This window comes from Mesorhizobium sp. B3-1-6 (assembly GCF_006439555.1).
Classification (GTDB): Bacteria; Pseudomonadota; Alphaproteobacteria; order Rhizobiales; family Rhizobiaceae; genus Mesorhizobium.
On the sequence record NZ_VFTM01000031.1, the window covers coordinates 70550 to 81178 of the forward strand.

Sequence of the window (10629 nt, forward strand, 5' to 3'; positions counted from 1 at the left end):
CAAGGGGTTATCGAGGACCCTGAAAAGGAGAACGGCATGAACCAAGAGGTCATGAATCTCTTCAACCCGCAGGCGCCTGCGCAGGTGTTCGATTCCATCCGGATCTCGCTTGCCAGCCCAGAGAAGATTCTGTCCTGGTCGTTCGGCGAGATCAAGAAGCCGGAGACCATCAACTACCGCACCTTCAAGCCGGAGCGTGACGGCCTGTTCTGCGCGCGCATTTTTGGCCCGATCAAGGACTATGAGTGCCTGTGCGGCAAGTACAAGCGCATGAAGTACAAGGGCGTCATCTGCGAAAAGTGCGGCGTCGAAGTCACGTTGTCGCGTGTTCGCCGCGAGCGGATGGGCCATATCGAGCTCGCCGCGCCCGTCGCCCATATCTGGTTCCTGAAGTCGCTGCCCTCGCGCATCGGCACGCTGCTCGACATGACGCTCAAGGATATCGAGCGCGTGCTCTACTTCGAGAACTACATCGTCACCGAGCCCGGCCTCACCGCGCTGAAGGAGAATCAGCTCCTCAGCGAGGAAGAGTACATGCTTGCCGTCGACGAGTATGGCGAGGACTCTTTCACCGCCATGATCGGCGCCGAGGCCATCCATGACCTTCTGGCCGGCATGGACCTGGAGAAGATCGCCGGCGACCTGCGTTCGGAGCTGGCGTCGACCACCTCCGAGCTCAAGCAGAAGAAGTATCTGAAGCGGCTCAAGGTTGTGGAAAACTTCATGGAATCCGGCAACCGTCCGGAATGGATGATCATGAAGGTTGTTCCGGTGATCCCGCCGGACCTGCGTCCGCTCGTCCCGCTGGACGGCGGTCGCTTCGCCACGTCCGACCTCAACGATCTCTATCGCCGCGTCATCAACCGCAACAACCGCCTGAAGCGGCTGATCGAGTTGCGCGCGCCCGGCATCATCGTGCGCAATGAAAAGCGCATGCTGCAGGAAGCCGTCGACGCGTTGTTCGACAACGGCCGTCGCGGCCGCGTCATCACTGGCGCCAACAAGCGTCCGCTGAAGTCGCTGTCCGATATGCTCAAAGGCAAGCAGGGCCGGTTCCGTCAGAACCTGCTCGGCAAGCGCGTCGACTATTCCGGCCGCTCGGTCATCGTGACCGGTCCGGAGCTGAAGCTGCATCAGTGCGGCCTGCCGAAGAAGATGGCGCTCGAGCTCTTCAAGCCCTTCATCTACGCCCGTCTCGACGCCAAGGGTTTCTCCTCGACCGTCAAGCAGGCGAAGAAGCTGGTCGAGAAGGAACGTCCGGAGGTCTGGGATATCCTCGACGAGGTCATCCGCGAGCATCCGGTGCTGTTGAACCGCGCGCCGACGCTGCACCGCCTCGGCATCCAGGCGTTCGAGCCGATCCTGATTGAAGGCAAGGCGATCCAGCTGCATCCGCTGGTCTGCACCGCCTTCAACGCCGACTTCGACGGCGACCAGATGGCGGTCCACGTGCCGCTGTCCTTGGAAGCGCAGTTGGAAGCCCGCGTGCTGATGATGTCGACCAACAACATCCTGCACCCGGCCTCTGGCGCGCCGATCATCGTGCCGTCGCAGGACATGGTTCTCGGTCTCTACTATCTCTCGATCGTCAACCAGAACGAGCCGGGCGAAGGCATGGTGTTTGCCGACATGGGCGAGCTCCAGCATGCGCTGGAGACCAAGGCCGTGACGCTGCACGCCAAGATCAAGGGTCGCTTCCGCACCGTCGACGCCGAAGGCAAGACGGTGTCGAAGATCTACGACACCACGCCTGGCCGCATGATCATCGGCGAACTGCTGCCGAAGAACGTCAACGTGCCGTATGAGACCGCCAACCAGGAGATGACCAAGAAGAACATCTCCAAGATGATCGACACCGTCTACCGCCACTGCGGTCAGAAGGAGACGGTCATTTTCTGCGATCGCATCATGGCGCTCGGCTTCGCGCATGCCTGCCGCGCCGGCATCTCGTTCGGCAAGGACGACATGCTGATCCCGGATTCCAAGATCAAGCTGGTCTCCGAGACCGAGGCTTTGGCCAAGGAATACGAGCAACAGTACAATGACGGCCTGATCACCCAGGGCGAGAAGTACAACAAGGTCGTCGACGCCTGGGCCAAGTGCTCGGAAAAGGTCGCCGACGAGATGATGGCCCGCATCAAGGCGGTGGAGTTCGAGGACAATGGCCGTCAGAAGCCGATGAACTCGATCTACATGATGTCGCATTCGGGTGCGCGCGGTTCGCCCACCCAGATGCGTCAGCTCGCCGGCATGCGTGGCCTGATGGCCAAGCCCTCGGGTGAAATCATCGAGACGCCGATCATCTCGAACTTCAAGGAAGGCCTTACCGTGCTCGAGTATTTCAACTCGACCCACGGCGCCCGCAAGGGTCTGGCCGACACCGCCTTGAAGACGGCGAATTCGGGTTATCTCACCCGCCGTCTCGTCGACGTGGCGCAGGACTGCATCGTCAACTCCGTGGATTGCGGTACCGACAAGGGCCTCACCATGCAGCCGATCGTCGATGCCGGTCAGGTCGTCGCTTCGGTCGGCCAGCGCGTGCTGGGCCGCACCGCGCTCGACGACATCAACCATCCGGTCTCCGGCGAATTGCTGGTCAAGGCCGGAACGCTAATGGATGAGCGCGATGTCGAGCAGATCGAAAAGGCCGGCGTGCAGTCGATCCGCATCCGTTCGGCGCTGACCTGCGAGGTCAGGACCGGCGTGTGCGCTGTCTGCTACGGTCGCGACCTTGCCCGCGGTACCCCTGTCAACCAGGGCGAGGCCGTCGGCGTCATCGCGGCGCAGTCGATCGGCGAGCCGGGCACCCAGCTCACCATGCGTACCTTCCACATGGGCGGTACGGCGCAGGTGGTGGATAGCTCGTTCCTTGAAGCCTCCTATGAGGGCAAGGTGCAGATCCGCAACCGCAACGTGGTGCGCAACTCGGAAGGCCAGCAGATGGTCATGGGCCGCAACATGGCGGTGCTCATCCTCGATGAGACCGGCAAGGAGCGCGCCACGCACCGCGTCGCCTATGGTTCGCGTATCTTCGTGGACGATGGCGACAAGGTGAAGCGCGGCCAGCGTATCGCCGAGTGGGATCCCTATACCCGCCCGATCCTCACCGAAATCGAGGGCAGGGTGGCGTTCGAGGACCTGGTCGACGGCATCTCCGTGCAGGAAACGGCCGACGAGTCGACCGGCATCACCAAGCGTGAGGTCATCGACTGGCGTTCGACGCCGCGCGGCAGCGACCTGAAGCCCGCGATCGTCATCCAGGACGCCAAGGGCAAGGTCGGCAAGCTGTCGAAGGGCGGCGATGCACGCTTCCTGCTCTCGGTCGAGGCCATCCTCTCGGTCGAGCCGGGCGCGCATGTCCGTCCGGGCGACGTGCTTGCGCGTATCCCGATGGAAAGCGCCAAGACCAAGGACATCACCGGCGGTCTGCCGCGTGTTGCGGAATTGTTCGAGGCCCGCCGTCCGAAGGATCACGCCATCATCGCCGAGATCGATGGCACGATCCGCTTCGGCCGCGACTACAAGAACAAGCGCCGCATCATCATCGAGCCGCATGACTCGACGCTCGAGCCGGTGGAGTACCTGATCCCGAAGGGCAAGCCGTTCCATCTCCAGGACGGCGACGTCATCGAGAAGGGCGACTACATCCTCGACGGCAACCCGGCGCCGCACGACATCCTGGCGATCAAGGGCGTGGAGGCGCTTGCCTCCTACCTCGTCAACGAGATCCAGGAGGTCTACCGTCTGCAGGGCGTGTCGATCAACGACAAGCACATCGAGGTGATCGTTCGCCAGATGCTGCAGAAGGTCGAGATCACCACGCAGGGCGACTCGACCTACATTCCGGGCGACCACGTCGACGTGATCGAACTGGAAGAGGTCAACGAGCGCCTGATCGAGGACGGCAAGAAGCCGGCCGAAGGTCAGCCGGTGCTGCTCGGCATCACCAAGGCCTCGCTGCAGACGCCGTCCTTCATCTCGGCCGCTTCCTTCCAGGAGACGACCAGGGTGCTCACCGAGGCCGCGGTTGCCGGCAAGACCGACATGCTGCAGGGCCTCAAGGAAAACGTCATCGTCGGCCGCCTGATCCCGGCCGGAACGGGCGGTACGATGAGCCAAATCCGGCGCATCGCAACTTCGCGCGACGAGCTCATCATCGACGAGCGCCGCAAGGCCTCCGGTGTCGAGGTCGCCGACCCGATGCTGACCGACATGGTCAACGCCGCGCAGTGAGCGGCTTGACATGAGAAACGATGAGAAGGGGCCCACGTGGCCCCTTCTTGTATTTCAAGAGCGTGGACACCGGTTTTCGGAAGAGATCATAATCGAATAAAGAGACCAGATCAGTATGACGGTTCTATTAGCCGTCATCCTGATCTGGCTTCACGAACGAGGAAGAACTATGAGCAGCAAGACTTGGACGGCTGTCGACGACTACATCGTTTCCTCTCTTTTCGAAGCGGATCCCATCCTGGATGCGGTGCTTGAGGCCAACCGCGATCAGGGCCTGCCCGCGATCGACGTGTCGGCCGCGCAGGGCAAACTGCTGTCGCTGCTGGTGCGCATCCGCGGCGCGAAGAAGGTGCTGGAAATAGGCACGCTCGGCGGCTACTCGACCATCTGGATGGCGAGGGGATTGCCGGCGGACGGCAAGGTCGTGACGCTGGAGCTCGATCCGCACCACGCCAAGGTCGCGCGCTCGAATTTCGAGCGGGCAGGGGTTTCCGACAGTGTCGACCTGCGCGTGGGGCCTGCGCTGCAGTCGCTTGGCAAGCTGGCGGACGAAGGTGCCGGACCGTTCGACCTCATCTTCATCGATGCCGACAAGCCGAACAACCCGAACTATCTGACCCGGGCCATGAAGCTGTCGCGCCCAGGCACCGTCATCGTCTGCGACAACGTCATCCGCGACGGCGCGGTCGTGAAAAAGAACAGCGGCGACGCCAATGTCGAAGGCGCTCGCGCCGCGTTTTCGTTCATCGGCGGCGAGAAGCGGCTGGACGGCACCGCTATCCAGACCGTAGGCGCCAAGGGCTATGATGGCTTCGCCATTGCGATCGTCGAGTGAGGTTGCCGTTGGCCTCGGCGCTTTGCCGCCGCCTCAGTCGAAGAACACCTCGACCACGTTGCGCTTGCCGAGCATGAAGGCGTCGGCGACGTGCTGCAGCGGCGCGAGGTCGACATCCGAAGTGCCGGCGCGAACGATCTCGGCGAAGCGCTTGTAAAGCATCGGATATTCGGCCTCGGGCTCGTCGTGGACGACCTTGCCGTCGACGGCGAGCTTAGCGCCGCCGCCCGACAGCACCATCTTGCCCTTGTCGGTCTCGGCGACGATGTCCCAGCTCTGCGGGCCGGTCTGAAGCCAGTCGAGCTCCATCGTCACCGGCAAGCCGGTCGACGTGCGGAAGGCGACATGGGCCGCGACCGGTGCCGCGCGGTTCTCCGGAAAATCGAGCACGGCCGAGGTGATGAACATAGCAGGCAGGATGTGGGTGGCGATCGACAGCGCGTTGATGCCCGGATCGAACACGCCGAAGCCGCCGGGTTCCCAGATCCATTCCTGGTTCGGGTGCCAGCGGCGCACGTCTTCCTTCCAATTGATGGCGGCCGAAGTCAGTCTGGCCGAGGCAAGGAATGCGCGCGCGGCCTCCACCGCCGGCGCATAGCGCGAATGCCAACTGGCGAAGAGTGAAACGCCGTTCTCTTCGGCAAGCGCCTTGAGGTGTTCGACTTCGCTGACCGTGGCGCCCGGCGGCTTCTCGAGGAACACATGCTTTTTCGCCTCCAGTGCGGTGCGCGCGGCGTCGTAACGGAACTGCGGCGGCATGCAGAGCGAGACCGCCTCGAGGCCGGGTTCGGCCGCAAGCATGGCTTCGATCGTTGGATAGTTCGGGATCCCGTCGACTTTGCCGTGGCGGCTGGCCGCGGCGGCGAGCTGAAAGTCCCCATCCTTGGCGACCGCCGGCAAATGCTGGTCGCGCACGATCTTGCCCACACCGACGATGCCGAGCTTGATGGGACTGCTGGTCATGGAAACTCCAAGGAATGAAAGGGTGCCTAGGCGGGGCAGGTTTGTCCGGCGGGTTCTGGGAAATATGACGGCTGGCCGCGCTTTTCAGATCGGCTCTTCAAAGGTGACGATCGAAACTTCGCCCTCCAGTGCGCCCTGATAGGCCGACAGATGCGGCTCCTCGTCGGGCTCGCCCTCCATGTCACCGATCTGGTCGAGCTCGGCCTCGGCGTAACCTTCCGCGGCGAGCGATTCGAGCGCGCGGCGCACGGCAGAATCATCGTCGGGCGCCACCAGCATCACATGCACGCCCTCCGGCTTGCCGCCTTTCTTCTTCCAGACCCGCCCGGTGATGATCGTGACCGGCCGTTCTTCATTGTCGTTCACGGCTGATTCCTCGTTTTCCCGGAGATTGTCCGGTGCAAGCCGCCTTTTGGCACGAAGCAAGGGCACAGGACAGCGCAAAGCCGGTCACTTTCTTCCTCGCTCTTGAAAAAAGACGCAAGAAAATTACATGCGTTTTTCGCATGGCTGCTCAGCTTTGGGTTGGACGCAATATTTGCCGCGCCGGGGTTGACGGACCCTGGGGTTGCGAGTAGAAGCCGCGACGTCAGAACCGATGTGAGGCTCTCCTGTCCGAAGCGACACGCTTTGGAGTTTGCCTCAAACAGGGTTCGTTTTACGAGCGAAAAGACATTTCCGGCGCGCATGAAGCGGCTTCCGCTTCCTCTGCAATTTGTTCGGGCAGGACCGCGAGGCGCGGTGTGTTGCCCGAATTTGCGTATGGGAATGACGCTTTGAGCGGCCCTGACAGGGCAGACACGGAATTGAGAGACAAGAGGGTTTAATGCCTACCGTCAACCAGCTGATCCGCAAGCCGCGCCTGGCGCCGGTGAAGCGTAACAAGGTCCCGGCCATGCAGCAGAACCCGCAGAAGCGGGGCGTCTGCACGCGCGTCTACACCACGACGCCGAAGAAGCCGAACTCGGCGCTGCGCAAGGTGGCCAAGATTCGCCTGACCAACGGCTTTGAAGTGATCGGCTACATCCCCGGCGAAGGCCACAACCTTCAGGAGCACTCGGTGGTCATGATCCGCGGCGGTCGCGTCAAGGATCTGCCGGGCGTCCGCTACCACATCATCCGCGGCGTGCTCGACACGCAGGGTGTGAAGAACCGCAAGCAGCGTCGTTCGAAATACGGCGCCAAGCGTCCGAAGTAAGGGTTTCCCATGTCCCGTCGTCACAGTGCAGAAAAGCGTGAGATCAATCCGGACCCCAAGTTCGGCGATCTGATTGTCACCAAGTTCATGAACGCCGTCATGTATGACGGCAAGAAGTCGGTTGCCGAGACCATCGTCTATGGCGCGCTGGACCAGGTCCAGGCCAAGACCAAGCAGGAGCCGGTCACCGTCTTCCATCAGGCGCTCGACAATGTCGCGCCGCATGTGGAAGTGCGCTCGCGTCGCGTCGGCGGCGCCACCTACCAGGTTCCGGTCGACGTGCGCCCCGAGCGCCGTCAGGCGCTGGCCATCCGCTGGCTGATCGCCGCGGCGCGCAACCGCAACGAGACCACCATGGTCGACCGCCTCTCGGGCGAGCTGATGGACGCGGCCAACAACCGCGGCACGGCCGTCAAGAAGCGTGAAGACACCCACAAGATGGCGGAAGCCAACCGCGCCTTCGCGCATTACCGCTGGTAACGCGAAAGAGACTGAGAGGCACCTCCCATGGCCCGCGAATACAAAATCGAAGACTACCGCAATTTCGGTATCATGGCGCATATCGACGCCGGCAAGACGACGACGACCGAGCGCGTCCTCTACTACACGGGCAAGTCGCACAAGATCGGCGAAGTCCATGACGGCGCTGCCACCATGGACTGGATGGAGCAGGAGCAGGAACGCGGCATCACCATCACCTCTGCCGCGACCACGACCTTCTGGAAGGGTCGTGACGGCAAGATGCGCCGCTTCAACATCATCGACACCCCCGGACACGTCGACTTCACCATCGAAGTCGAGCGTTCGCTGCGCGTGCTCGACGGCGCCATCGCGCTGCTCGACGCCAACGCCGGCGTGGAGCCGCAGACCGAGACCGTCTGGCGCCAGGCTGATAAGTACCACGTGCCGCGCATGATCTTCTGCAACAAGATGGACAAGATCGGCGCCGACTTCTACCGCTCCGAGGAAATGATCGCCTCGCGCCTCGGCGCGCAGGCTGTCGTCATGCAGCTGCCGATCGGTGCCGAGACCGAGTTCAAGGGCGTTGTCGACCTCGTCGAGATGAACGCGCTCGTCTGGCGCGACGAGACCCTTGGCGCTGCCTGGGACGTCGTCGAGATCCCGGCCGATCTCAAGGAAAAGGCCGAGCAGTACCGCGAGAAGATGATCGAAGCCGCCGTCGAGATGGACGAGACCGCGCTCGAGAATTACCTCGAAGGCAAGATGCCGTCGAACGACGAGATCCGCGCGCTGATTCGCAAGGGCACCATCGCGGTCAAGTTCTACCCGATGTTCTGTGGCTCGGCCTTCAAGAACAAGGGTGTGCAGCCGCTGCTCGACGCCGTTGTCGAATACCTGCCGTCGCCGATCGACGTGCCGGCCATCAAGGGTGTCGACGCCAAGACCGACGCCGAGATCGAGCGTCATGCCGATGACAACGAGCCGCTGTCGATGCTGGCGTTCAAGATCATGAACGACCCGTTTGTCGGTTCGCTGACCTTTGCCCGCATCTATTCGGGCAAGCTCGCCAAGGGCACCTCGGTCGACAACACCGTGAAGGGCAAGAAGGAGCGCATCGGCCGCATGCTGCAGATGCATGCGAATTCGCGCGCCGACGTCGAAGAAGCTTACGCAGGCGACATCGTCGCCCTGGCTGGCCTCAAGGACACGACCACCGGCGACACGCTCTGCGATCCGCTGCACCCGGTCATCCTCGAGCGCATGGAATTCCCCGATCCGGTCATCCAGATCGCTATCGAGCCGAAGACCAAGAACGACCAGGAAAAGATGGGCCTCGCGCTGCATCGTCTGGCGGCCGAGGATCCGTCCTTCCGCGTCAAGACCGACGAGGAAAGCGGCCAGACCATCATCGCCGGCATGGGCGAGCTGCATCTTGACATCATCGTCGACCGCATGCGCCGCGAGTTCAAGGTCGAAGCCAATGTCGGCGCGCCGCAGGTGGCTTATCGCGAGACGATCACCCGCACCCACGAACAGGACTACACGCACAAGAAGCAGACCGGCGGTACCGGCCAGTTCGCTCGCGTCAAGATCATATTCGAGCCGAACACCGAGAGCGAAGAGTTCGTGTTCGAGTCCAAGATCGTCGGCGGCGCGGTTCCGAAAGAATACATCCCGGGCGTCGAGAAGGGCATCAACAGCGTCATGGGTTCCGGCCCGTTCGCCGGCTTCCCGATGATCGGTGTCAAGGCCACGCTGATCGACGGCGCCTTCCACGACGTCGACTCCTCGGTGCTGGCGTTCGAAATCGCCTCCCGCGCCTGCTTCAAGGAAGCCGCTCCGCGCCTCGGCGTGCAGTTGCTCGAGCCGATCATGAAGGTCGAGGTCGTGACGCCGGAAGATTACGTCGGCGGCGTCATCGGCGATCTCAACGGCCGTCGTGGTCAGATCCAGGGTCAGGAAGCGCGCGGCGTTGCCGTCGTCATCAACGCGATGGTGCCGCTCGCGAACATGTTCAAGTACGTCGACAATCTGCGTTCGATGTCGCAGGGCCGCGCCCAGTACACGATGCAGTTCGACCACTACGAGCCGGTTCCGACCGCGGTCGCCCAGGAAGTTCAGAAGAAATACGCGTAACTCGAGCGGGTTGCACGAGACCTTAATTCAAGGCCCGCACGGGCAGGCAGGAATGGAGAGATCACATGGCAAAAGGTAAATTCGAGCGCACCAAGCCGCATGTGAACATTGGCACGATCGGCCACGTCGATCATGGCAAGACGTCGCTGACGGCGGCGATCACGAAGTATTTTGGCGAATACAAGCGCTATGACCAGATCGACGCGGCCCCGGAAGAGAAGGCGCGCGGCATCACGATTTCGACGGCGCATGTCGAGTATGAGACGGCCAACCGTCACTATGCCCATGTCGACTGCCCCGGCCACGCCGACTATGTGAAGAACATGATCACCGGTGCCGCGCAGATGGACGGCGCGATCCTGGTCGTGTCGGCGGCCGACGGCCCGATGCCGCAGACCCGCGAGCACATCCTGCTTGCCCGCCAGGTCGGCGTTCCCTCGATCGTGGTGTTCCTGAACAAGGTCGACCAGGTCGACGACGCCGAGCTTCTGGAATTGGTCGAGCTCGAGGTTCGCGAGCTTCTGTCGAAGAACGAGTTCCCCGGCGACGACATTCCGATCGTCAAGGGCTCGGCGCTGGCTGCGTTGGAAGACTCCAACAAGACCATCGGCGAGGACGCCATCCGCGAGCTGATGGCCCAGGTCGACGCCTACATCCCGACACCGGTTCGTCCGCTTGACAAGCCGTTCCTGATGCCGATCGAGGACGTGTTCTCGATCTCGGGCCGCGGCACGGTGGTGACCGGCCGCGTCGAGCGCGGCATCGTCAAGGTCGGCGAGGAACTGGAGATCGTCGGCATCCG

General features: G+C 62.6%; 8 protein-coding genes. 6 read left to right on the forward strand and 2 right to left on the reverse strand.

Annotated elements, in window-relative coordinates:
- The first annotated feature begins 36 nt into the window (after positions 1-36).
- Together rpoC and FJ414_RS24665 are read left to right on the forward strand one after the other, a co-directional pair.
- Positions 37-4233, forward strand: coding sequence for a DNA-directed RNA polymerase subunit beta' (gene rpoC, locus FJ414_RS24660; RefSeq protein ID WP_140646980.1), 4197 nt, complete (start codon positions 37-39; stop codon positions 4231-4233).
- 169 nt (positions 4234-4402) lie between these two features.
- Positions 4403-5068 (forward strand): O-methyltransferase, encoded by a 666-nt coding sequence (locus tag FJ414_RS24665; protein WP_140646981.1) that lies wholly within the window; start codon positions 4403-4405, stop codon positions 5066-5068.
- A 33-nt stretch (positions 5069-5101) separates the two neighbouring features.
- Here the strand turns inward: FJ414_RS24665 and FJ414_RS24670 are convergent, their stop codons facing one another.
- Together FJ414_RS24670 and FJ414_RS24675 are read right to left on the reverse strand one after the other, a co-directional pair.
- Positions 5102-6031: a Gfo/Idh/MocA family oxidoreductase gene (locus FJ414_RS24670; RefSeq protein ID WP_140646982.1), complete on the reverse strand. Its 930-nt coding sequence runs from the start codon at positions 6029-6031 to the stop codon at positions 5102-5104.
- 84 nt (positions 6032-6115) lie between these two features.
- Positions 6116-6397, reverse strand: a complete 282-nt coding sequence (locus FJ414_RS24675) for a transcriptional regulator (RefSeq protein ID WP_140646983.1) — start codon at positions 6395-6397, stop codon at positions 6116-6118.
- Between the two features lie 460 nt (positions 6398-6857).
- Between FJ414_RS24675 and rpsL the strand changes: the two genes are divergently transcribed.
- The 4 genes from rpsL to FJ414_RS24695 all read left to right on the forward strand — a co-directional run.
- The gene (gene rpsL / locus FJ414_RS24680; RefSeq protein ID WP_006202128.1) at positions 6858-7229 is read left to right on the forward strand and encodes a 30S ribosomal protein S12; all 372 of its coding nucleotides are present in this window, start codon (positions 6858-6860) and stop codon (positions 7227-7229) included.
- Positions 7230-7238: 9 nt separating this feature from the next.
- Entirely contained in the window at positions 7239-7709 is a 471-nt protein-coding gene (rpsG, locus tag FJ414_RS24685) for a 30S ribosomal protein S7 (RefSeq protein WP_027170372.1), read from the forward strand.
- A gap of 27 nt (positions 7710-7736) precedes the next feature.
- A complete protein-coding gene (fusA, locus tag FJ414_RS24690; protein WP_140646984.1) occupies positions 7737-9827 on the forward strand; it encodes an elongation factor G in 2091 nt (696 codons plus the stop codon).
- A gap of 65 nt (positions 9828-9892) precedes the next feature.
- The coding region (locus FJ414_RS24695; RefSeq protein WP_140646985.1) for an elongation factor Tu at positions 9893-10629 on the forward strand (737 nt) is incomplete at its 3' end.